The sequence below is a fragment of the Mesorhizobium sp. M1169 genome (assembly GCF_040318345.1).
In the GTDB taxonomy this organism is placed as follows: domain Bacteria; phylum Pseudomonadota; class Alphaproteobacteria; order Rhizobiales; family Rhizobiaceae; genus Mesorhizobium.
Genome location: NZ_JAMYME010000003.1, coordinates 266,138 through 287,378, shown reverse-complemented (window position 1 = coordinate 287,378; position 21,241 = coordinate 266,138). Strand labels below are relative to the sequence as shown.

Here is a 21,241-nt window from a genome sequence, read left to right as displayed (position 1 = left end):
ACGCCCGGCCTTCTGCTTTGCGTTACGCGAATGAGGCACGTCTCTGTCGTCCATTGCACATCGTGCTGCTCCGAATTCGCCGACAGTCATACCCATGACCGATACCGCATCATCTCCGGTTGCCGCTTCGCCGATCGTGTCGCCGCAAGGCGAACGCGTCGGCTTCCTGCTGGTATTCCTGTCGGCGTTGATGTGGAGCTTCGGCGGCAGCATTGCGCGCTTCATCGACAACGCCGACAGCTGGACGGTGGTGTTCTGGCGCTCGGTCTGGGCCGCCGCCTTCCTGCTCTGCTTCATGGTCTGGCGCGATGGCTGGCGTGGCACGCTGAAGCTGTTTCGCGGCATGGGCCTGGCCGGCCTTGCGGTGGCGTTCTGCTTCGCCACGGCGTCGACCTCTTTCGTCGTGGCGCTTGCCTATACCACCGTCGCCAACATCCTGTTGATGCAGGCCGGCGTGCCGCTTCTGGCGGCGCTGTTTGCCTGGGCGCTGTTTCGCGAACGGGTGGCGGTGGCGACCTGGGTGGCGATCGCCGCCGTTATTGTCGGCGTCGCCATCATGGTGTCGGAATCGCTCGATGGCGCGGTGTCGCCAATCGGCGACGGGCTGGCGCTGCTCATCGCTGTCATGTTCTCGATCGCCACCGTCATCACGCGCCGCTTTGCCCATGTGCGCATGACGCCGGCGACCTGCCTCGGCACGATGCTGGCGGCCGCCTTTGCGGCATCGCAGGCGTCGGCGCTGGGCGTCTCCAGCCACGATATGGGCTTCCTCTTTGCCTTTGGCGTGATCAATCTGGGACTCGGTCTCGCCTTCTTCGCCACCGGTGCCCGGCTTGTTCCGGCCGCTGTGGCGGCGCTGCTCGGCACGTTCGAACCGATCCTTGGCCCGATCTGGGTCTGGCTCATTCATTCCGAGGTGCCGTCGGCGCGTACCATCGTCGGCGGTGCCGTCGTCGTCACCGCGCTCCTCGTCCATATCGGGCTCGAGTTCAAGCGCCAGACGCGGCCCGCGCGAGCGGGCGTCATCGGTGTGCCGTCACCTAATTGATGCAGTGCGCGCGTCAAAGCGAGATGAACCATTGACAACGTCGCAGCCGCGCGGGCAGGCTGCGATCACGGCAACAACAAGACAGGCGTATCTTGCCAAGTCTCCATGCCGGCCGCATTGAGGCCGGACAATATCGTCGTCTCCCTGCCCGCGCCGTAGCGAAAGCTTCCGACGGCGTCGGAACACCACCAACGCCACGCCAGGTCTTCGCTGTCGGCTCGCCGCCGAACCATAATGGCGCCGGCAATTCGCACTTGTCGCCTGCCTGCAAGCCCAATACCTTGAAGCAAATGCCCAGCCGCGCGGACGCCGCGACGAGCTGGCGACGGAACACTCATCAAAGGAGAATAGCATGACCCGCAAAGCGCTCTGGCTTTCGGCGACTTCGGCGTTTCTGGCAGTTTTTACCTTTGGCGCGCATGCCGAGGATCGCGTCGTCAACGTCTTCAACTGGTCGGACTATATCGACAGTTCGATCATCGACGACTTCACCAAGGAAACCGGCATCAAGGTCGTCTACGACACTTTCGATTCCAACGAGATCCTGGAAACGAAACTGCTCGCCGGCGGCAGCGGCTACGATGTCGTCGTGCCCAGCGGCAATTTCCTTGCACGCCAGATCCAGGCGGGTGTGTTCCAGAAGCTCGACAAGTCGAAACTGCCGAACATTTCAAATATGTGGGACACGGTCATGGAACGGACCGCCAAATATGATCCCGGCAACGAATATTCGATCAACTACATGTGGGGTACGGTCGGCATCGGCTACAACATCAAGAAGGTGCAGGCAGCGCTCGGCACCGACAAGATCGACAGCTGGGACGTGTTCTTCAATCCCGAAAGCCTGGCCAAATTGAAGGACTGCGGCGTCTATGTACTGGATTCGCCGGCCGACATCATACCGGCGGCACTGAAATATCTGGGCCTCGATCCGAACAGCACGTCGCCCGATGAGATTGCCAAGGCCGAAGAAACCTTGCTGAAGGTCCGGCCCTATATCCGCAAGTTCCACTCCTCCGAATACATCAACGCCCTGGCCAATGGCGACATCTGCCTGGCGGTCGGCTGGTCGGGTGACGTCTTCCAGGCCCGCAACCGCGCGGACGAAGCCAAGCAGGGTGTCGAGATCGGCTACTCCGTGCCGAAGGAAGGTGCCCAGATGTGGTTCGACCAGATGGCGATCCCGGCCGGTGCAGCGCATGTCGCCGAAGCGCATGAGTTCCTGAACTACATGATGAAGCCCGAAGTGATCGCCAAATCGTCGAACTATGTGCTCTATGCCAACGGCAACAAGGCTTCGCAGCAGTTCATCGACAAGGCGATCCTGGAAGATCCGGCGATCTATCCGGATGCAGCCACCTTGCAGAAGCTCTACACCGTATCGCCTTACGATCCCAAGACCCAGCGCATCATCACCCGCACCTGGACCAAGATCGTCACCGGCCAATAGCAATCTGACCAGGCTCCGGCAGCCGTTGCCGGAGCCGCTTTCTCATGGGGCAAGCAGCAGGACGGAGTGGGACATGAAATCGCTTGGCAGCATCCGCAGGGATTTTGCGCCATGGAACGATCCGAACGCCAAGCCATACATCCAGTTCGACAACGTCACCAAGAAATTCGGTGAGTTCACAGCGGTCAACAACCTGTCGCTGACCATTTTCGAACGCGAATTCTTTGCCTTGCTGGGGGCCTCAGGCTGCGGGAAATCGACACTGCTCAGGATGCTTGCGGGCTTCGAGGAGCCGACCGCCGGCCGCATCCTGCTCGACGGCCAGGATCTGCGCGGCATTCCGCCCTACCGGCGGCCGGTCAACATGATGTTCCAGTCCTACGCCTTGTTTCCGCACATGACGGTCGAGAACAATATCGCCTTCGGCCTCAAGCAGGAAGGCATGGCCAAGGCCGACATCGACAAGCGCGTCGCCGAGATGCTGAAGCTGGTCAAGCTCGAGCAGTTCGCCAAGCGCAAACCGCACCAATTGTCGGGCGGCCAGCGCCAGCGCGTCGCACTCGCGCGCTCGGTGGCAAAGCGGCCGAAAGTCCTGCTGCTCGACGAGCCGCTTGGCGCGCTGGACAAGAAGCTGCGCGAGGAGACCCAGTTCGAGCTGATGGACCTGCAGCAGAACCTCGGCCTCACCTTCGTCGTCGTCACCCATGATCAGGAAGAGGCGATGACGATGGCCGACCGCATCGCCATCATCGACAAGGGCGAGGTGATGCAGGTGGCGACGCCGGCCGAGGTCTACGAAGCGCCGGGTTCCCGCTTCGTCGCCGGCTTCGTCGGCAATGTGAATATGTTCGACGGCAAGATCGCGGCTGGCGGGGCCGGCAGCGCGAGCATCGATGCCGGCAACGGCATCACCATCCGGACCGAAAATGCCGGCAGTGCCGCCGCCGGAACATCGGTTACCTTCGCCATCAGGCCGGAGAAGATAAAGGTGTCCTCCACGAAACCGGCCGGTGCCGTCAACGCCATCGAGGGCGAGGTCTACGATATAGCCTATCTCGGCGACATGACCGTCTATCACGTCAGGCTGGACGACGGTCAGGTGGTGCGGGCGAGCACCATGAACGCGGCACGCCTCACCGAGGACCCATTGACCTGGAACGACCGCGCCTGGGTTTCTTTCCGCCCCGACGCCGGCGTCGTCCTGACACGGTAGAGACTGATCATGTCCGCTGTCACCGCCGCAACAAGCTCTCCGGCAAGCGCTGCCGGCAAATCCGCCTTGGTCAGGCTGGGAGCGGCGTTCGTTAGCCGGCTCGTCATCATCATCCCCTACCTCTGGCTGCTGTTCTTCTTTCTCGTCCCTTTCATCATCGTCTTCAAGATTTCGCTGTCGCAGACGGCGATCGCCATGCCTCCCTACACGCCGGTGCTCGATTTCCGCGGCGGCATTTCCGGGGTTATCGCGTGGTTTGGCACCCTCAATTTCGACAACTACATCTTGCTGACGCAGGATGCGCTCTACTTCAACGCCTATGTGACGAGCGTCATCGTCGCCGCCATTTCGACCGTCCTGACATTGCTGATCGGCTATCCCATAGCCTATGGCATGGCACGCGCCCCGGCGACGATCCGTCCGACCTTGCTGATGCTGGTGATCCTGCCGTTCTGGACCTCGTTCCTGATTCGTGTCTATGCCTGGATCGGCATTCTCAAGCCCGAGGGCCTGCTCAACGAGCTGCTGCTCGCCACCGGCATCATCAGCCATCGGCTGATCATCCTCAACACCTACACGGCGATCTTCATCGGCATCGTCTACTCCTATCTGCCGTTCATGGTGCTGCCGCTCTATTCGGCCTTGGAGAAGATGGACAATTCGCTGATCGAGGCCGCCAAGGATCTCGGCTGTCCGCCGACCAGCGCCTTCTGGAAGATCACCTTCCCGCTGTCGCTGCCCGGCGTCATCGCCGGCTGCCTTCTGGTGTTCATTCCCGCCGTCGGCGAGTTCGTCATTCCCGATCTGCTCGGCGGCTCGCAGACGCTGATGATCGGCAGGACGCTGTGGAACGAGTTCTTCGGCAACCGCGACTGGCCGGTGTCGTCCGCCGTCGCCGTCATCTTGCTGCTGCTGCTGATCGTGCCGATCATGCTCTTCCAGCGAGCCCAGGCGCGCGCCCAGGAGCAGGACCAATGAACGCGACCTGGAGCCGCTTCAACATCATTTCGATCGTGCTCGGCTTTGCCTTTCTTTACCTGCCGATCGTCCTGCTCGTCGTGTTCTCTTTCAACGAATCGAAGCTGGTCACCGTCTGGGGTGGCTTCTCGACGAAATGGTACGTGTCGCTGTTCCACAACCGGGGTCTGATGGACGCCACCTGGGTGACGGCCCGCGTCGGCGTCATCTCGGCAAGCGTGGCGACCGTGCTCGGCACGCTGGCGGCGCTCACCTTGACACGCTACACGCGCTTTCGCGGCCGGCTGCTGTTTTCCGGCATGGTGTTTGCGCCGCTGGTCATGCCGGAAGTCATCACCGGCCTGTCGCTGCTGCTGCTCTTCGTCGCCGTCGGCCTCGACCGCGGCTTTCTGACGGTGACGCTTGCCCACACCACGCTGACCATGTGCTTCGTCGCGGTGGTGGTTCAGTCGCGCCTGATCACTTTCGATCGTTCGCTGGAAGAGGCCGCGATGGACCTCGGTGCGCCACCGGTGAAGACCTTCTTCCAGATCACGCTGCCGGTCATCATGCCGGCTATCGTCTCCGGCTGGATGCTGGCCTTCACGCTGTCGCTCGATGATTTGGTTATTGCCAGCTTCACCTCGGGACCCGGCGCCACGACGCTGCCGATGAAGATCTACAGCCAGGTCCGCCTTGGCGTGACGCCGGAAATCAACGCAGCCTGCACCATCTTGATCGCGGTCGTCGCAGTTGGCGTGATCATCGCTTCGCTCGCAAACAAACGCCGCGAGGTGCAGCGCCAACGCGACGAGCAGGCCCCGCAGCGCGGTTGAAGCTGCTGCTTACTCTCCCGAAACGCCGCGGCTTATCGGCGAGATGAACGGCGTGCTCCAGGTGCCGCCGACGAAGAAGGACGACTGATTGGGTCCCTGGCCGTTCGTCTGCGTGGCAGCCTGGCTCGGCTGGACGATGCCGCCGGACAGCGCCAACCCGCGTCCGGCATAGGATGCGATGCCGGAAAGCCAGATCTTGTATTGCGCGGAATTCACCTCGGCCTTGTCGATGCGCGCCACGCCGTTCGAAACGCTCGCCTTGAGTTCGGCCCCGTCGATCGGCAGCGTTCCGTCCGAGACGTCGTCCAGTGCGAAGAATCCGCCCTGTTCGGTGTGCTTGAGGAACGCCGGCAGGTTAAGCCGGCTCAGCGCACCCGCGCCGAACGTCGCCGACAGCGAGCCATTGGCGTTTTCGAAAATCGAGTCCCAGGTTCTGCCAGGCCCCTTGAGGATGACCGAAACGGTTCCAGTGCCGATCGGCACCAGCCGCGTCATCCCGGCCGCGGTGCCGAAAGCGCCGCCGTCGATATCGGAAGCAAGCAGCCGGATCTCGACTTCCGTGCCGGCGGGCTTGCGGTCGAAACGGACGCTGCTCTGGACGTTGCCGCCAAAGGCGGATGCATCCGAGATGTCGAAGACGGCAAGGCCGTTCTTGACCTGGGCAGTGGCAGCGACGTCGGCAAGCTGGATGGCGCCGGCGGTGGCATGCGCCGCCGACAGCCTGAGATCGAGATTGATCCGGTCGGCGAAGCTCGTATCGATTTCGCCCGGGCCGGTGCCGCCGGCGGATGGTACCGGCGTAAAGGCGGAGAGAAATGATCTGAGGTCGAGCGTATCGAAGGCAAGTGTGCCGGAGATCACCGGCAGTGCCTCACCATAGGTGAAGTCCAGCGCACCCATTCCCGGGTTGTTGTCGAGGGTCAGGGCCGTGTTTTCAAATTTGACGCGCCCGGCCGTCGCCGTGATCTTGCTTGAAACCGAGATCGAGCCGATTGCGGCACCGGGCGCGATGCCGGCCTGCGACCATTCGAGCACGCGTCGCAGCGAAGGTGCGGCGAATTTCGCCTGGCCGTCGAAATAGCCGTTCTCCGACATGCTGGCGCGGCCGTCGAACGAAAAACTGGCCGGTGCCGCCTTGAAGGAAAATGTGGCCGGTGCTGTGCCGCCACCAAACAGCACGAGCGGGTTCGGCGATGCTGCGTCGATGGCAACACTTTCGCCGCGCCATATCCCGGTCGCCGACAGCGTCGCATTGCTATTCATCGCGGCCCAATTCGCCTGGCCGCTCAGGCTGCTCAATATCTCTTGGTCCTTGCCGCCGATGGCAGCCACTACGCGGCCGTCCCTGAACTCGACTGTGCCGAACGGATCTGTCGGCAGCTTGCCGAGATCCGGCTTGGCGGGATTTGTGTTGATCACCGCGCGGGCAGCATCGATCGAACGCGTAATGCGCCCACCGCTGGGAATCGCAGGCAGGAAAAACCCGCTCGCGGTACGCTGAACCCGGATCGTCGGTCTTACCAGCCGCGCCGTCGAAAACACCACATCGCCACGCAGCGCCGCCATCGCTGAGAGGTCGACCTCGACCCGTTCGGCCTCGACCACGGGCGGCGCATCCGTCTCTGTCCATTGCGACAGCGTCACGTCGCTCAGGATCGCCCGGAAATTCGGCCAGACCTCGATACGCGGCGCGCCGTCGATGGTGACCCGGAAACCGCTCCACGCGCTCATTTCCCACGCGATACGGTCGCGTACGATGCGGGTCGAGGCGATCAACGGCAAGGCTGCGACAACCAGCGCGATGACGATGACGGCTGCGCCGATCGCCCATATTCCGCGTCGGATCAAAGGTGATGGCATATCGCCCCGTATGCTTCCATTCCGACAAAATCGCCCGACGGGTGTAACCGACGGCTGACGCATTTCAAGTCTTTATGGCCCGGCGATGGCATTTGCGCACACCCTGACCGGCGCGGTCCAACAAAATCTTGCTCTGCTGCATCGCGATATGCATAAGCGATGCAGCCTACGGAGAAACAATGATGGCTGACGACGCACCGCTCTGGATCCCGACGCAAGAGCAGATCGACGCGGCGCCGATGACCGCCTTCATGAACGCCGCGGCGAACATGGCCGGCAAGGTTTTCTCCTCCTATGCCGACCTGCATCGCTGGTCGATCGATGATCGCGAGACCTTCTGGAGCCTGGTCTGGGACTTTTGTGGCATCGTCGGCGACAAGGGCGAACGCGTGCTGGTCGATGGCGACAAGATGCCCGGCGCGACCTTCTTTCCTGAGGCAAAGCTGAACTTCGCCGAGAATCTCCTCAAGAAAACCGGGCTTGGCGACGCAATCGTCTTTCGCGGCGAGGACAAGGTCGAGCGGCGGCTGTCCTGGAACGAGCTGCATGCGCTGACCTCGCGGCTGCAGCAGCTTTTGCTGTCGCTCAAGGTGAAGAAGGGCGACCGCATCGCCGCGATGATGCCCAACATGCCGGAGACCGTTGCTGCGATGCTGGCGGCCGCCTCGATCGGCGCGGTCTGGTCGTCCTGCTCCCCAGATTTCGGCGAGCAGGGGGTTCTCGATCGGTTCGGCCAGATCGAGCCTGTCGTGTTCATCGCGCCGGACGGCTACTGGTACAATGACAAGGCGATCGAAGTCGCCGACAAGATCGCGGCCGTGGCGGGCAAGCTCGCCACCGTCCGTAAAGTCCTCATTGTCGACTATCTCGGCACCTCGCTCGACGTCGCCGCGACCATCGGCAAGGCGGCTGCGCTGGAAGAGGCGCTGTCACCCTTTGCCGCAAGGCCTGTCGCCTACGAAAGGCTGCCGTTTTCGCATCCGCTGTACATCCTGTTTTCATCGGGCACGACCGGCATTCCCAAATGCATTGTCCATTCGGCCGGCGGAACGCTGATCCAGCACGTCAAGGAAGAACGGCTGCATGCCGGCCTGCTCGACGGCGACCGCTTCTTCTACTTCACCACCTGCGGCTGGATGATGTGGAACTGGCTGGTGTCGGGCCTGGCATCGGGCGCCACCTTGCTGCTCTACGACGGCTCGCCGTTCTACCCGGACGGCAATGCGCTGTTCGACTTCGCCGATGCCGAAAAGATGACCTACTTCGGCACCTCGGCCAAATTCATCGATTCCGTGCGCAAGGCCGGCCTGAAGCCGATCCGCACGCATGATCTTTCCAGCGTGCGCACCATCTCATCGACCGGCTCGCCGCTATCGCCGGAAGATTTCCGCTTCGTCTATGAAGGCATCAAGAAGGACGTGCATCTGGCTTCGATTTCCGGCGGCACCGATATCGTCTCCTGCTTCGTGCTCGGCGTGCCGATCGAACCGGTATGGACCGGCGAGATCCAAGGGCCCGGGCTCGGCCTTGCCGTCGATGTCTGGGACGATGACGGCCGCCCGCTCCGCCAGGAGAAGGGCGAGCTCGTCTGCACCAAGGCGTTTCCGGCGATGCCGATCGGCTTCTGGAACGACCCTGACGGCAGGAAATACAAAGCCGCCTATTTCGAACGTTTCGACGATGTCTGGTGCCACGGCGATTTCGCCGAATGGACCGTCCATGGCGGCCTGATCATCCATGGCCGTTCCGACGCCACGCTCAATCCGGGCGGTGTCAGGATCGGCACGGCGGAGATCTACAATCAGGTCGAGCAGATGCCGGAAATCCTCGAAGCGCTGTGCATCGGCCAGGATTTCGACAATGACGTGCGTGTCGTGCTGTTCGTGCGGCTGGCGGCCGGCGTTGAGCTCGATGCCGAGCTGGAAAAACGCATCCGCGCGAAAATCCGCAGCGGGGCGAGCCCGCGCCACGTGCCGGCCAAGATCGTCGCCGTCAGCGATATTCCGCGCACCAAATCGGGCAAGATCACCGAGCTCGCGGTACGCGACATGGTGCATGGCCGCGCCATCAAGAACAAGGAAGCGCTCGCCAATCCCGAAGCGCTCGAGCTGTTCCGCAACCTGCCGCAGCTTGCCGACTGACCCCGGGATCCAAGGTAGGAGCTGTTTTGAGGTCTCCGGTATCGTTAACAAATTATCTCTTCGGAATTTACCTAGATTTCATGAGTGGTACACATTGGTAAATTTTCCGGCGTGCCGGTAAGGATTTTGTTAAGGCCCGGCATCAATAGTCGTGCGTAACTTGAGGGAGAAATCCCGTTCCTCTTAGCCCCGAGAGGATCTGATTCGCTCAAGCCCCGTTGTGACAGCAATCCTATCATTCAAGGCGTCCTGTTGGACGCCTTTTTTCTTTGCGCAACCATAGCTAACCGGCGAGCACGCGGGTCGAGGGAAAGGCGACTTCGACCAAGGTTCCCTCGCCGGGCGTCGAGTTGATGGTGAACCGAGCCCGGTTCGCTTCGACCATCGCCTTGGTCAGCGGCAGCCCAAGACCCGTGCCGTCGCCACGGCCGCGCTTCAGCGCATTGATCTGCTTGAACGGCTTCAGCGCCTGCTCGATCTCGGACTGGCTCATGCCGATGCCGGTATCGCGCACGCGCATGACGACATCGCCGGAGATCTCGTAAGCCGTCGACACGATCACCTGGCCGCCAGCCTGCGTGTAGCGGACGGCGTTCGACAGGATGTTGAGCGCGATCTGCCGCACGCTGCGCAGATCGGCCACCACTTCCGGCAGCCGCGAGGCGAAGCTGGAGCGGATGATGACGCGTTCCCGGTTCGCTTGCGGCTGCATCATCGCCACGGTTTCGGCCAGTGTGTCGTTAAGCGACACCGCCTCATAGGCCATCTCCTGCTGGCCGGCCTCGATTTTCGAAATGTCGAGCAGGTCGTTGACCAGGTCGAGAACGTGGTTGCCCGAACGGTTGATGTCGCGCAGATAGTCGCGATAACGGTCATTGGCCACCGGCCCGAATTTCTCGTCGACCATCAGCTCGGAAAAGCCGATTATGGCGTTGAGCGGCGTGCGGATCTCGTGGCTAATGCGGGCCAGAAAATCGGTCTTCTGCGACGAAGCGCGTTCGGCGACTGCGCGCGCCTGGGTCAAGTCCTCTTCGGCCCGCTTCCACTGGGTGATATCGCGCACCACCGCACAGAAGCCGCTGTCGTTGGGCAGCCTGCCGATAGTCATGAACAGCGGAATGAAACGCCCCTGCGCCTCGCGCCCGATCACCTCGCGGCCATCGTTCATCACGCTTGCAACGCCGGGCTCCGACAACCCCTCGAGATAGTCACGCGCCGCGCGCTGGCTTTCGATCGCAAACAGCGAGACGAACGGTTTGCCGGTCACCTCGTCGCTGTCGAAGCCGAACAGCGCTTCCGCCGGACGGCTAATTGAACGGATCGTTCCGTTACGGCCGATCAGCACGACGCCGTCGGTGGCGGTGTCGATGATAGTGCGCATTTCGGCAATGCGTGCCTTGAGCTCGGAAACATCCGGCTGCGTTTGGTCTTCGGCGGCGCCATGTGGAATGGCTGCTGCCTCGTCGTCGCCGGAACGACGTACGACCAGCATCAGCGCCTTGCCGTTTCCCCAGGGCACGGAGCGTAAAATCGCATCGATCGGAAACTCCTGACCTTCGCGCGTTTTCAGCCGCAGAGCGCGGTCGCCGCCGTCCGAACTGCCGTCGTCGGCATAAGGGTCGGCAAACAGCGCGCCGAGCCCGCCGGCCTCGTCCAGGGAATTGAGCGTCGCATAGCCGGTCAAGCCGAGGAATTCGTCGTTCGCGTAATGCAGCTGGTCGCCGGAATGGATAAGCACCGGCACTGGCAGCTTGCCGAGGATCGAGGTATCCGGCCCCGTGTTGTCCTCTCCGGCAAACGCCGACGGCACGAAGCCGTCGAGTTTGAGCGGTGGTGCCTGCGGCCGCTCGACGGGCGGCACCTGGCCGGCAGCGTCGGCTGCGGCTGCGCTGTCCTCGGACCAATCCTCGCTGTCCTCGGCGTCACGGAAGTCTTCGGCCGTCATGCTGTCGTCGTCGCCATCCCGCGGCGCTTCGGCGACGATCGTTCGACGGTTCGTGCTGGGCTCAACGCCTTCCTGCGCCTCATCTCTGGGTTCGCGGTCGGCATAGTCGAGCAGCGATCCGGAAACAGGGCGTGTGACGGGTTCGCCGGCTTGCGCCTCTGCTTCCACCTCATCCGGCTGCTCGCCGTCAAGTCGGGCGAGGTCCTTCTGGTCCTCGGCATCGGCCTCGGGCGGTTCGGCGGCAGCCGCCTCGCTTTCCGGACCTGGTTCCGGCATCTCACCCTTGTCCGTCGGGCCGGCTTCTTTCAGCTTTGGCTCGTCGGCCTTGCCGGCTGCCTCGACTTTCTCAACCGGCTTCTGCTTTCCGGCGCTGGGCTGTTCTTCGGCCGGGGTGCTGTCCTTCTTGAGACGCTCGCCAATCTCGCGAAACGCGCTGCGTTCCAGCGTCGACAGGCCCTTGTCGTTGGCCGGCTGCCGGTGCTCGGCCAGCCGGATCACCTTGTCGGCAAAGCGCCGCTCGGGTTTTGGCACGATGGTCAATGCCGGCACTTCGCCCCTGAACGGATCGGCGGGTTTAGGTATCTCGGGGAGAGGTTCGACCGCTTTCGGCCCGATGGTCGCGGCAGGTTTCTCCTCGGCGACAAGGGCCATGCCGACGGCATCCGGATCGACCACCGCATCGCCGCTCCTGGCCACGCCGAAACCGCGAAAACCTTCGAAAACGCGGCTGCGGCTGTAAACCGGGAGCGCCGCCAGATCGACGGGTATCTTCAGATCGGTGCCGGCGACCGGCCACAGCACGGAGCGGCCGGACCAGGTGTCGCGCCGTTCGAGCAGGCCGGCGATCTCGCCAGAAGCATCGAGGCCATAGGCGGCCGAAACATCCTCGAAGCGGCGGCCGATCACGTCGGCGGCAGGCTTGCCGACGAGTTCGGCAAATTCCGGCGACAGGGCGCTGAAATGGCCCTCCGCGTCGGTACGCCAGACGAAACGCATGGGCGCGGCGGTGCGATCGATCGCCGAAGCGCGGTGTTCGGCCGGCGAGGCGGCTTTGGTGGCTTTTGCGGCGCTTTCCGGCGAAGTATCCGGGCTGGCCTGCGAAGCGTCCGGGCTGGTCTCGACTTCGCTGGACGCAGCTGCGCCGGGCGGGACCTGCGCGTCGTCGCCGGCATTGAAGTACCAATGGTCATGCTGCGTCGGCGCGTTGCCAACCGTCCGGTGATCGTCGGCCGCGTCGGCAGGTTCGTGCTCCGCCGATGCCGAGGTGCCTTCCATCGCTGCAAGGTCGATCTCCGCCGCGCCGCTGCTGGCGATCGGCTGCTCGTTGTCCTGGTTCGTTGGTTGGGGAAGATCGCCACCGCTCGGTGCCGCTGCCGCCTCGGTTTCCCCGCCGGCGCGTTCGCCATCGGGGGCCTCGCCGTCAAGCCGGTCCTCGTCGATCACCACCAGCAGGTGCCGCTCTTCCGTCAGCCGGGCAAGGCCCGCGGGATAGGAACTGGACCCACCCGGAACCAGGCGCTTGACGATGCGGTCGCTCTCGTTCGCCACGTCGGCGACAAGCGCGGCCAGCGTCTCAGGCCGGATGCCGAGCGCCGAAAAGCCGTCCGATGCGGCGTCGATATTGCCCTTGGCATCGACAAAGGCGATGTAGTGGCCGTCTTCCGTAAAGCCACCGATGGCGCGGTCGGCGATCTCGGCGGCGCTGCGCGAGCCGGTCTGCGCCGCCGGCAGCGCCAGCATGATTGCTTCCTCGCCATCGGGCATGGTCACCGCGCTGGCCAGGAAACCGACGGCACGGCTGGTCAGGCCGGTCGCCAGCCGGACCGTGATGGCACGGTCGCGGCCGATCTGCGGAAAACCGCTGGTTGCCATGATCTGGCGCCGGGCGATCAGCGGCAACCCTGCCGAGGCGCCGATGATAGCGCCGATGTCCGGATAGCCGAATACCGCCGCGCCGGGCCCGTTGGCCCAGATCACCTGCTCGAGATCTGCCGACAGAATGGCGATCGCGTCGCCTGCGGCGAAGCGCAGGCGGACGGCGTCGAGCACGGCGACGTCAAGGAAGGAGTAGTTTTCAGCCGGCATGCGCTTGGCGACCCTCACAGAGCGGGCAATTTGCGGTTAACGCTTTGTTAATAAAAGCCGACGGCGCGAAGGTCCACAAGTCATAGCGTGCAACCAGCGGAATCTCTAGGCGCGTGGTTAACGCCGCGAACCAAATATTTTATGGTGCGATGCAACAAACATGTTGCAATGCACAAAATTTGCCTTTATATTGCCATGATAGATGAACGAGACGGCATTTTGTCAAAGCCGCTGCCGCTGAAAAGGATGGAAAATGTCCAGGACCAAGACCGCTGAAACGATCGAAAACGTTGAATTCCCGAGCTTCGACGCTTCGAAGGCCACCGACCAGATCCGTGCCTTCGCCGAAAAGGGCGTCGAGCAGTCGAAAGAGGCCTACGCCAAGCTGAAGACCGGCGCCGAGGAGACCCAGAAGGCTCTGGAGTCGACCTATGAGACCGCCAAGTCCGTTTCCAGCGACCTGTCGCTCAAGACCATCGCCGCCCTGCGCGCCAATGCCGAAGCCGGCTTCTCGCATTTCGAAGCGCTGATCGGCGCCAAGTCGCTGTCGGAAGTCGTCGAGTTGCAGACCGCTTTCCTGCGCAAGCGCGTCGAAATGACCGTCGAGCAGGCTAAGGACTTCCAGGCGGTTGCTGCCAAGGCGGCCGAGGACGTATCCAAGCCGATCAAGACCGCCTTCGAGAAGGCCGTGAAAGAAATCAAGATCGCCTAATATTTGCGCACAGTTTGACGATGCATCAAAAGGTCGCATTTCATCAGACAAATAGATGTGCAATATAGTGGTTCAAGTGAATACCCGGCGGGTGGAACCTCCTCCCTCTGCTCACCGGGGTGACCAGCCAGCACCTCCTCCCGCTGGCTCGTAACAGGAAAAGGCCGGCACCTCCTCCCGCCGGCCTTTTCTTTTGTCCGGCGGAAAATGACTCGATGCCGGAGCGAGCTTTTGCCTTGCCAAAAGCCTTGAATTAAACTCCGATAGCCCGTATGGACGCATCGCCGAACGACAGAGCGGGTCCCGAACGTTTAATCTCGATCCCGCTCAGGCAAACGTGCCGTTGTAGCTCAGATGGTTAGAGCGCCGGATTGTGGATCCGGAGGTCGCTGGTTCGATCCCAGCCAACGGTACCATTCAGCTTTCAGCCAGGTTTCTGACCAATAGCGCCGAGCGTTCACTACGATCCCGTAGCGCTCACCCGCGGTCCCGCGCCTGGCGCGTGGCGCGCAGGTGATCCACGAGGGCTCTCAGCTTCGGCGCGATATTTCGTCGGCTTGGGAAATAGAGATAGAAACCCGCAAACGGCGGAAGATAGCCGTCGAGGATTGGCACGAGCTCGCCGCGGTCGAGCCAGGGGCGGAATGTATCGGCCATGCCGAACGTGATCCCGGCGCCCGCAACGGCCAGCCGGATCATCAGCCACATGTCGTTGGTCGTGATCTCGGGCGCGACTGCCACGTCGAACTCGCGCCCGTCCTCGCCGAACTCCCACCGATAGGGCGAAACTCCCGGCGCCGGCCGCCAGCCGATACAGCGATGAGCCACAAGCTCGCGCGGATGGGCGGGTGCTCCGAACTTTTCGAGATAGCGCGGGGCGCAGACGGCCATCTGTCGCTGATCGCCCGATACCGGCACGGCAATCATGTCCTGCTCGATCACTTCGCCGAGCCTCACTCCCGCATCATAGCCTTCGGCAACGATGTCGAATTCCTCGTCGGTGACCACAATATCCAGATGCACCTCGGGAAACCTTTCTGCAAAGGACGCCAGCAACGGTCCTGACAGAAAGGCCTCTGCGATCGACGAAACCGCGATCCGCAGGCGGCCGCGCGGGCGATCCAGCAACTCCGTGGTGGCTTCGATTGCCGCGTTCACGTCGGCGATCGCCGGTGCGACGCTCGCCAGCAGGCGCTCGCCCGCTTCGGTCAGGTTGACGCTGCGTGTCGTGCGCTGCAGCAATGCGATGCCAAGGCGCTGTTCAAGCCTGAGGATGCTCTGGCTGACCGCCGAGCGCGTCACGCCCAGCCGGCCTGCCGCAGCACGAAAATTGCGTTCCTCGGCCACCGCGACGAAGACGGCAATTGCATTGAGATCGATATCCATTGGTTAGTCAAACTTACCATCGAGGTTAACAGCGGGCGGGTTATCGCGACAATGCCATGGCTCTATCTCTGTCGCAACGGCAAGAAAGGCTTGATCCCCCGATCCAGGTCGATGCCGGCTGACCAAGGAGATACCCCATGACATCACTGCCTTCCTCCTGGAACCTGGATGGAAAGGTCGCTCTCGTGACCGGCGCGGCACGCGGAATCGGTCGCTGCACGGCGGAGCTGCTGCGTGCGCGCGGGGCCCGGATCGTGGCAAGCGATCTCAGCGACAGCGTACGCGAATTGGAAGCCGAGGATGTGGCAACGCTGGTCGGCGATGTCGCCGACGAGGACCTGGCCAGACGCTCGGTCGAACTCGCCGCGAAGCGCTTCGGACGACTGGATATCGTCGTGAACAACGCCGGTCGCACGCTCAACAAACGACTGACTGAGACCTCGGTCGACGACTATGACCGCATTCTGCAGATCAACGCGCGCGGCAGCTTCGTCACTGCCCGTGCCGCTGTGGAACTGATGGCCGCCGGCGGTGGCGGCGCGATCGTCAATGTCTCGTCGATCTCGGCGGTTGCGGCCTTCGAGACGCAGGCGGCCTATGCCTCGTCCAAGGCGGCTGTCGCACAGCTGACCAAGGTGATCGCGATCGAATACGGGCGCATGGGCATTCGCTGCAACGCCGTTGCCCCTGGCGTGATCGAAACCGACATCATGGAAGGCGTGGTGGAGAATGGCCGGGAGATGCTGCGCAGCTTCGGCGGCGCGCATCCAATCGGCCGGATCGGCCAGCCGCAAGAAGTTGCCGAGGCCATCGCCTTTCTTGCCTCGCCGGCATCCAGTTTCATCACCGGGGCCTTGCTTCTGGTCGATGGCGGCTACACCGCCCAGTGAGCCCCCCAATAGGGCCGGCGCGCAGCGGGAGCTCACCCGCACCAAATCCCTTCACATCGTGAAAATAATCACAGACCAAAAGGATCATCTCGATGACCATGAACAGAGTTGTTCTGATCACCGGTGCCTCCAGCGGCATCGGCGCTGGCATTGCCCGCGAGCTTGGCGCGGCAGGTGCGAAGCTGATGCTCGGCGCACGCCGCACCGACCGCCTTGAAGCGCTTGCGGCCGAAATCGAGGCATCTGGTGGAACGGTTCGCGTGCGAGCGCTCGACGTCACCAGGAGGGCGGATGTCGCAGCATTCGCCGAGGCAGCCCGGGCCGAATGGGGCCAGGTCGATGTCATCGTCAACAATGCGGGCGTCATGCCGCTGTCGGCCATGGCAGCCATGAAGGTCGACGAGTGGGAGCTGATGGTGGACGTCAACATCAAGGGTGTTCTGTACGGCGTCGCGGCGGTTCTGCCCGAGATGACGGCACGCGGCTCCGGTCACATCATCAACATCGGTTCCATTGGCGCACTGGCCGTCTCGCCCACGGCTGCCGTCTATTGCGCAACGAAATACGCTGTCCGCGCGATTTCCGATGGGCTCCGCCAGGAGAGTGACGATATCCGCGTAACCTGCATTCATCCTGGCGTGGTGGAAAGCGAGCTGGCGAACACGATCTCCGACGAAGCCGCTGCCGCCGCCATGAAAACCTGGCGTGCTATTGCCCTGCAACCCGATGCCGTCGCCAGGGCAGTGCGCTATGCAATCGAACAGCCCGACGATGTCGACGTCAACGAGATAGTCGTGCGTCCGACGAAGGCGGCGCATTGATGCGATCCACTCTGGCCGCAGTGCTTACGGGTATTGCCGTTGCTGTAGCTCCAACCGGCCTGACCCTTCCTGCAACTCCAATCCTTGCGGAGGAACCAATGACGCACCAAGCTCATCCCTATGTCGGAATGTGGGTCACCGAGGATCGCCATATCAGGCACGAACTCCTGGCGAACGGCCGTTATTACGAAGCGCGCGGTGACCGCGAAAGCGCCTACCGGGGACGCTATGAAGTGCACGGCAACCACATAGAATACTGGGACGATGAGGGCTTCACCGCGGATGGTGAGTTCGTCGAAGGCGTCCTCTATCATGCCGGCATGATCCTTTACCGCCAGCGGTAGAGAGCCACCCTGAGACAAGCACTTCAGGGTTTCCACAAGACGCTATTGCATGCCTTGCATGAGGCGCTCGGCAGCTTGCACGGCAAGGCCCGTCACACCACATATGTTCCAGCAAGCGCGGCGGAAAGAAGCAGGACCGCAAGCAGAGTCGACATTGCAAATGGTTATCACTATATAGCGGCGGCTTTGACGGCTCGCCTCTTACATGGTGCCGGCGAGAGCGCGGTAAATGTGCTAGTCATTGCGACATCTATTGTGATCTAAAACGGCTTGAAAACCGAAAAAAAGCAAATAGAAACAATAGCGCGGGTCGAACGAGTTTCGTCGAGAGAATCAGTCCTCAAGAACTAGAACGTGCTCCTTGAACCCTCCATTCCCTTCAGCCCTGTGGACCTCGGACAAGTTCGGCTTGCCGGGCGAAGCCGACTCGGCTCGAATGGCAGCACGCATCTTTTCGAAGATGCCGACGTTTATGATTACCAACCGGCATAGCCGCTAGGGAAACAGCAGTATGAGTGAACACGCAATCGAGTTCTTGCGCGGGTGGATTGGCGAAAAAGTCCACTGCCAGCCCTCGCCAGCCAGGATCGAGAAGCAGGCCGAGACCCTCGCCAGGGAATGTGCGGCCAAGGCCGCCGAAGCCGGCATACCCCTGGAGGATATCCAGGAAGAGGTCGGCGACATTCAGGAGCTCATTGCTTCGAGGCTCGAAGAGGCGGCCGAGGCCGATCAGGACGAGCGGAATTCCAACAAGCCTGCCGGCTGACGGACCGCCCCCCGGCAAAACCTGCCGGGCGAACATTGGCTGTCTGATGCAGTTGCGCGGTCTTATCGCCGCGCAGCTTTGCCAAATCTCTCCTCGAGCCATGCTTCCGGCAACGCCGGCACGAAATTGCCGTCGCGCCCGGTCATGTCTTCATTGGCGACCAGTGCGTTGAGGATTGCCTCTTCCACGCTCTGAACGACGGCGTCGAAGAACGGGTTGATGTCGGCATCCGGTATATAGCCGGCGCTGACCAGCTTGCCGGCCGCGCCGCGCGCCGCATCGGCATTGGCCGTGCTGAAGGCCAGAAAAATATCGCCGGATGAATTGTATCCATAGCCGCCGGTCAGCGCGACGCCGAGCGGCATGCGTTTCGCCAGCCGTTTCAACTGATGCGGCATGAATGGCGCATCGGTGGCGACGATTGCGATGATCGAGCTCTTTTCCGCTCGCGGCGTGTTGTCCCGGATCGCCGGTTCGGCGAGTTCCGCTCCGGCTCTGATGCCACGGATCACGAGGTTTCGTCGTGCACCGAAATTCGACTGGACGAAGCAGCCGATCGTGAAACGCTCCCCATTCCAGTCGACGCTGCGCGAGGATGTGCCGGACCCTGCCTTGAAGCCGAAGGTGATCATGCCTGTGCCGCCGCCGACGCTGCCCTCTTCGATCGGCCCGCTTTCAGCCGTTTCGAGCGCGGAAAACACCTGCTCGAAGCTCACATGGTGGCCGTTGATATCGTTCAGGAAGCCGTCGTAAGTCTCGCCCGCCACCGGCAGCGCCCAGGCGCTGTCGAGCGATTGCGGCAGCACCGTCTGCATCCAGCGCAACGTTGCGTCGCGGCTGACGCCGCAGGAATGCGTGTTGGTGATGGTGATGGGAAGATTGAACGCTCCGAGCTCCTCTATCAGATGCGAGCCGGTCAGTTCGCCATTGCCATTGGCACTGAACACGCCGGCAAACGCCGGGACGGCCAACTCGTCTCTGGGCCGTGGCAGGATCGCGGTCACGCCGGTGCGTACCGGACCCTTGCCGACGACGAGCGGCCCATCCCCTGAGATCAGCGTGGTATAGCCGACCATCACGCCAGGCACATCGGTGATGGCATTGAAGCGGCCTGGCGCGCCCTCGAATGGGATCGCGAAGGCGCGGGCGCGCAGTTTGCCCGAGGGCGTCGCAAGATGCGGGTCGGTCATTTCTTCCTCAGAAAAGCGAACCTTGGCCGCCCGGCGCCTTGAGCTTGGCCGCGGGCTTGGCAACCGTCTTGGGCCGCGTCGTGCCACTGATGGCGACTGCATCGGCGGTGCCGTCGGCGAACTCCAGTGAAAGCGCCATCCCCGACACAACTTCTGCCGCGTGCTTGACCACGGCGCCGTCCACATCCTTGACCAGCGCAAAGCCTCGCGCCAGCACGGCCTTGTGCGAGAGCGTCGCCAGCAGCCGGTCGGCCTGCGTCAGTTTTCCACGCAGGCGGTCCAGCCGTCTTGAAATCGCCTGGTCCTGCCGCCGTGTCAGTGCCAGCAGTGCATCGCCTTGCAGTTTCTGCCGTCTGGCGATGGGCGCCGGTGACAGTCTGGTCGCCGTGCGTGAAAACCGCGCCCGACGCTCGCGCACGATGGCGAAGAAAGCCGCTTGCGCACGGGCGAGGTCGCGGCGGGTCAGAGTGCGGGCTTCGTTCATGCGCCGCGACAAGGTCGCCGGCGTCAGCCGCTGCCCCAGAAGCCTGGCTCGCTTGCGCTCGACGCTGACCGACAGCGCCCGGCCGAGCCGGCTCGTCGCCTCGTCGAAGCGCCGCCGCGGCAGCGCCAGCAACTGGTCGGGCGAGGGCAGCGCCCGGGCGGCCGCGCGTGCCGCCTGCCGCTTGCGTTCGAAATTGCGCGACAGTGCGGTCTTCAACCGCGCGGCAAGGCCGGCAAGCGTCGCTTCGAGGTCGACCTTGACCGGCACGGCGATCTCGGCGGCGCCTGTCGGCGTCGGCGCCCGCACATCCGCAGCCAGATCGATCAATGTCCAGTCGGTCTCGTGGCCGACCGCGGAAATCACCGGAATACCCGAAGCGGCGACGGCCCGGGCGAGCGCTTCGTCGTTGAAGCCCCACAGATCCTCCAGGCTGCCGCCGCCGCGCGCCACGATCAACAGATCGGGCCGCGCGATGGAGCCGTCCCATGGCAGTGCGTTGAAGCCGTTGACGGCAGCGGTCACTTCCGCACCCGCCGTCTCGCCCTGCACCCGCACCGGCCAGACCAGCACGTGCAGTGGAAACCGATCCTTGATGCGGTGGATGATGTCGCGGATGACGGCGCCTGTCGGCGAGGTGACGACGCCGATGACGCAGGGCATGAACGGCAGACGCCGCTTGCGCGCCGCGTCGAACAGGCCTTCGGCCTGCAGCCGGCGCTTGCGCTCGTCCAGCAGCGCCATCAGCGCACCGGCACCGGCGGGCTCGAGATTGTCGATAACGATCTGGTAGTTCGACTTTCCGGGATAGGTGGTGAGCCGGCCGGTGGCGATCACCTCCATGCCTTCCTCCGGACGGAATTTCAGCCGGCTCATCGTGGTCTTCCACACCACGGCGTCGAGCCGCGCGCGATCGTCCTTCAGGCAGAAATAGGCATGGCCGGAGGAATGCGGTCCGCGATAGCCGGAAATCTCGCCGCGCACCCGTACATTGCCGAAGACGTCCTCGACCGTACGCTTCAGCGCGCCGGAAATCTCGCTCACCGTATATTCGGTGGCGTTGGTGCGTGATTCGGATGCTGCGTCGCTCATAAGCCGATTGGGGGACGGTTGTTG

At 62.9% G+C, this 21,241-nt stretch carries 16 protein-coding genes and 1 tRNA gene; 12 read left to right on the top strand and 5 right to left on the bottom strand.

Annotation, left to right across the window (positions count from 1 at the left end; genetic code table 11):
- Positions 1-94: 94 nt before the first annotated feature.
- From NKH41_RS04980 to NKH41_RS04960, 5 genes are all read left to right on the top strand, one after another.
- A complete protein-coding gene (locus tag NKH41_RS04980; RefSeq protein WP_352680813.1) occupies positions 95-1,048 on the top strand; it encodes a DMT family transporter in 954 nt (317 codons plus the stop codon).
- Between the two features lie 352 nt (positions 1,049-1,400).
- Positions 1,401-2,498 carry a polyamine ABC transporter substrate-binding protein gene (locus NKH41_RS04975; RefSeq protein WP_352472707.1) on the top strand — a complete coding sequence of 366 codons (1,098 nt, stop codon included), beginning with the start codon at positions 1,401-1,403 and terminating at the stop codon, positions 2,496-2,498.
- A gap of 73 nt (positions 2,499-2,571) precedes the next feature.
- A complete protein-coding gene (locus tag NKH41_RS04970; protein WP_352768115.1) occupies positions 2,572-3,711 on the top strand; it encodes an ABC transporter ATP-binding protein in 1,140 nt (379 codons plus the stop codon).
- 9 nt (positions 3,712-3,720) lie between these two features.
- Positions 3,721-4,689 carry an ABC transporter permease subunit gene (locus NKH41_RS04965; protein WP_352768117.1) on the top strand — a complete coding sequence of 323 codons (969 nt, stop codon included), beginning with the start codon at positions 3,721-3,723 and terminating at the stop codon, positions 4,687-4,689.
- Entirely contained in the window at positions 4,686-5,504 is an 819-nt protein-coding gene (locus NKH41_RS04960; RefSeq protein ID WP_352768119.1) for an ABC transporter permease, read from the top strand. The genes NKH41_RS04965 and NKH41_RS04960 overlap by 4 nt, the downstream gene beginning before the upstream one ends.
- 9 nt (positions 5,505-5,513) lie before the next feature.
- On the opposite strand, the gene NKH41_RS04955 is transcribed toward NKH41_RS04960, so the two are convergent.
- Entirely contained in the window at positions 5,514-7,364 is a 1,851-nt protein-coding gene (locus NKH41_RS04955; RefSeq protein ID WP_352768122.1) for an AsmA family protein, read from the bottom strand.
- A gap of 182 nt (positions 7,365-7,546) precedes the next feature.
- On the opposite strand from NKH41_RS04955, the gene NKH41_RS04950 reads away from it, so the two are divergent.
- Positions 7,547-9,505 carry an acetoacetate--CoA ligase gene (locus NKH41_RS04950; protein WP_352768124.1) on the top strand — a complete coding sequence of 653 codons (1,959 nt, stop codon included), beginning with the start codon at positions 7,547-7,549 and terminating at the stop codon, positions 9,503-9,505.
- A 283-nt stretch (positions 9,506-9,788) separates the two neighbouring features.
- On the opposite strand, the gene NKH41_RS04945 is transcribed toward NKH41_RS04950, so the two are convergent.
- Positions 9,789-13,535 carry a PAS domain S-box protein gene (locus NKH41_RS04945; protein WP_352768125.1) on the bottom strand — a complete coding sequence of 1,249 codons (3,747 nt, stop codon included), beginning with the start codon at positions 13,533-13,535 and terminating at the stop codon, positions 9,789-9,791.
- 253 nt (positions 13,536-13,788) lie between these two features.
- Here NKH41_RS04945 and NKH41_RS04940 point away from each other — a divergent pair, with 253 nt between their 5' ends.
- On the top strand, positions 13,789-14,247 hold the full coding sequence (locus tag NKH41_RS04940; protein ID WP_254819298.1) for a phasin: 459 nt from the start codon (positions 13,789-13,791) through the stop codon (positions 14,245-14,247).
- A 339-nt stretch (positions 14,248-14,586) separates the two neighbouring features.
- Positions 14,587-14,663 (top strand) — tRNA-His (locus NKH41_RS04935).
- 61 nt (positions 14,664-14,724) lie between these two features.
- Here the strand turns inward: NKH41_RS04935 and NKH41_RS04930 are convergent.
- Positions 14,725-15,633 carry a LysR family transcriptional regulator gene (locus NKH41_RS04930; protein WP_352768127.1) on the bottom strand — a complete coding sequence of 303 codons (909 nt, stop codon included), beginning with the start codon at positions 15,631-15,633 and terminating at the stop codon, positions 14,725-14,727.
- Positions 15,634-15,770: 137 nt separating this feature from the next.
- Between NKH41_RS04930 and NKH41_RS04925 the strand changes: the two genes are divergently transcribed.
- The 4 genes from NKH41_RS04925 to NKH41_RS04910 all read left to right on the top strand — a co-directional run bounded on the left by NKH41_RS04925 (position 15,771) and on the right by NKH41_RS04910 (position 18,454).
- Entirely contained in the window at positions 15,771-16,523 is a 753-nt protein-coding gene (locus NKH41_RS04925) for an SDR family NAD(P)-dependent oxidoreductase (protein WP_352616693.1), read from the top strand.
- Positions 16,524-16,615: 92 nt separating this feature from the next.
- Positions 16,616-17,344 carry an SDR family oxidoreductase gene (locus tag NKH41_RS04920; protein WP_352768129.1) on the top strand — a complete coding sequence of 243 codons (729 nt, stop codon included), beginning with the start codon at positions 16,616-16,618 and terminating at the stop codon, positions 17,342-17,344.
- Complete coding sequence (locus tag NKH41_RS04915) at positions 17,344-17,688, top strand: Atu4866 domain-containing protein (RefSeq protein WP_352768131.1); 345 nt, start codon at positions 17,344-17,346, stop codon at positions 17,686-17,688. Before NKH41_RS04920 ends, NKH41_RS04915 begins: the two co-directional genes overlap by 1 nt.
- A gap of 511 nt (positions 17,689-18,199) precedes the next feature.
- Entirely contained in the window at positions 18,200-18,454 is a 255-nt protein-coding gene (locus NKH41_RS04910) for a DUF768 domain-containing protein (protein ID WP_023677464.1), read from the top strand.
- Between the two features lie 62 nt (positions 18,455-18,516).
- Here NKH41_RS04910 and NKH41_RS04905 read toward each other — a convergent pair whose 3' ends face one another.
- Together NKH41_RS04905 and xseA are read right to left on the bottom strand one after the other, a co-directional pair.
- Positions 18,517-19,644: a DmpA family aminopeptidase gene (locus NKH41_RS04905; RefSeq protein WP_352768134.1), complete on the bottom strand. Its 1,128-nt coding sequence runs from the start codon at positions 19,642-19,644 to the stop codon at positions 18,517-18,519.
- Between the two features lie 7 nt (positions 19,645-19,651).
- Positions 19,652-21,217, bottom strand: coding sequence for an exodeoxyribonuclease VII large subunit (xseA, locus tag NKH41_RS04900; protein WP_352768137.1), 1,566 nt, complete (start codon positions 21,215-21,217; stop codon positions 19,652-19,654).
- Positions 21,218-21,241 lie beyond the last annotated feature (24 nt).

Coding starts and splice junctions, on each gene's coding strand:
- NKH41_RS04980 (WP_352680813.1), top strand. CDS start 95: ATGACCGATACCGCATCATCTCCGGTTGCCGCTTCGCCGATCGTGTCG.
- NKH41_RS04975 (WP_352472707.1), top strand. CDS start 1,401: ATGACCCGCAAAGCGCTCTGGCTTTCGGCGACTTCGGCGTTTCTGGCA.
- NKH41_RS04970 (WP_352768115.1), top strand. CDS start 2,572: ATGAAATCGCTTGGCAGCATCCGCAGGGATTTTGCGCCATGGAACGAT.
- NKH41_RS04965 (WP_352768117.1), top strand. CDS start 3,721: ATGTCCGCTGTCACCGCCGCAACAAGCTCTCCGGCAAGCGCTGCCGGC.
- NKH41_RS04960 (WP_352768119.1), top strand. CDS start 4,686: ATGAACGCGACCTGGAGCCGCTTCAACATCATTTCGATCGTGCTCGGC.
- NKH41_RS04955 (WP_352768122.1), bottom strand. CDS start 7,364: ATGCCATCACCTTTGATCCGACGCGGAATATGGGCGATCGGCGCAGCC.
- NKH41_RS04950 (WP_352768124.1), top strand. CDS start 7,547: ATGGCTGACGACGCACCGCTCTGGATCCCGACGCAAGAGCAGATCGAC.
- NKH41_RS04945 (WP_352768125.1), bottom strand. CDS start 13,535: ATGCCGGCTGAAAACTACTCCTTCCTTGACGTCGCCGTGCTCGACGCC.
- NKH41_RS04940 (WP_254819298.1), top strand. CDS start 13,789: ATGTCCAGGACCAAGACCGCTGAAACGATCGAAAACGTTGAATTCCCG.
- NKH41_RS04930 (WP_352768127.1), bottom strand. CDS start 15,633: ATGGATATCGATCTCAATGCAATTGCCGTCTTCGTCGCGGTGGCCGAG.
- NKH41_RS04925 (WP_352616693.1), top strand. CDS start 15,771: ATGACATCACTGCCTTCCTCCTGGAACCTGGATGGAAAGGTCGCTCTC.
- NKH41_RS04920 (WP_352768129.1), top strand. CDS start 16,616: ATGACCATGAACAGAGTTGTTCTGATCACCGGTGCCTCCAGCGGCATC.
- NKH41_RS04915 (WP_352768131.1), top strand. CDS start 17,344: ATGCGATCCACTCTGGCCGCAGTGCTTACGGGTATTGCCGTTGCTGTA.
- NKH41_RS04910 (WP_023677464.1), top strand. CDS start 18,200: ATGAGTGAACACGCAATCGAGTTCTTGCGCGGGTGGATTGGCGAAAAA.
- NKH41_RS04905 (WP_352768134.1), bottom strand. CDS start 19,644: ATGACCGACCCGCATCTTGCGACGCCCTCGGGCAAACTGCGCGCCCGC.
- xseA (WP_352768137.1), bottom strand. CDS start 21,217: ATGAGCGACGCAGCATCCGAATCACGCACCAACGCCACCGAATATACG.